Raw genomic sequence first — 936 nt, forward strand, 5'->3', positions numbered from 1 at the left:
GACCCTGCTATCCGTTCGCCGTTGCGTTGCTTCCGCCCGCAGCGTCGCCGCCCGGTTCAATCGTAGTGCCCGATCCGTCGATCGCAGCAGCGCCGCCACCTTTGCGCCCGCGCCGCTGAAAGAAAGCAGCGCCATCAGAGCGCCACGCCTCCCGATTGCCAGCAATCTGCGCTTCGGCGATGACATGGAGCAGGCCGCCCGCCAGCGTCTCGGCATCGAGTGCATCGGCCCCGGTTGCAGCGACAAGCTGGCCGAGCTGTTCGACCCGCTTCGCCTTGAGTGAGCGTGCCTTGTCGTTCAGCGCTTTTAGTTCGGCATCGTAATCGCGAACCTTCCGCATCGTCTCTCCCTTCCGCGACCAGCAGCTAGATCACTCTAGCGCCACTAGCGGGAGGGTAAATACCGAACGGAGCAGCAGGCGACACCAAGTCAATCACGAGAAGCGCAGCGGATTGTGAGTGCGCGCTTATACGTCGTTGCCGACGTGCGCTCAGAAGTGCAATAAGCGGGGCGTCATGGCGATCTACCACTTCTCCGCCAAGGTTGTCAGCCGCGCGAACGGATCGAGCGCCGTCGCGAGCGCCGCCTATCGTTCCGCGTCCGAGTTACATGACGATCGGCTAAACCGCGATCACGATTTCAGCAACAAGGCGGGCGTGACCCACTCCGAGATCATGTTGCCGGAAGGCGCGCCGGAGCGTTTAAACGACCGCGCGACCTTGTGGAACGAGGTGGAGGCGGGGGAGAAGCGCAAGGACGCGCAGCTTGCCCGCGAGGTGGAGTTCTCGATTCCGCGCGAAATGAACGAGAAGCAGGGCGTCGCGCTCGCGCGCGATTTCGTGAAGCAGCAGTTTGTCGATCGCGGGATGGTCGCGGACCTGAACGTGCATTGGGACAAGGCGAAGGACGGCACGCCGAAGCCGCACGCGCATGTCA

Annotated in this window: 2 protein-coding genes; one reads left to right on the forward strand and one right to left on the reverse strand. The window is 63.2% G+C overall.

What is annotated here, in order from left to right; all coding sequences use genetic code 11:
• Nucleotides 1–7: 7 nt before the first annotated feature.
• Nucleotides 8–340, reverse strand: coding sequence for a conjugal transfer protein TraD (locus AX681_RS17530; RefSeq protein ID WP_066659358.1), 333 nt, complete (start codon nucleotides 338–340; stop codon nucleotides 8–10).
• Nucleotides 341–515: 175 nt separating this feature from the next.
• Between AX681_RS17530 and AX681_RS17535 the strand changes: the two genes are divergently transcribed.
• Nucleotides 516–936 (forward strand): MobA/MobL family protein (locus AX681_RS17535; protein ID WP_197421888.1); only part of this gene is annotated, 421 nt, incomplete at its 3' end.

Source organism: Sphingomonas sp. CCH9-E2, assembly GCF_001557215.1.
GTDB lineage: Bacteria > Pseudomonadota > Alphaproteobacteria > Sphingomonadales > Sphingomonadaceae > Sphingomonas.

Bases quoted from the DNA above. Each gene is read 5' to 3' on its own strand.
- AX681_RS17530 (WP_066659358.1), bottom strand. From the start codon at position 340: ATGCGGAAGGTTCGCGATTACGATGCCGAACTAAAAGCGCTGAACGAC.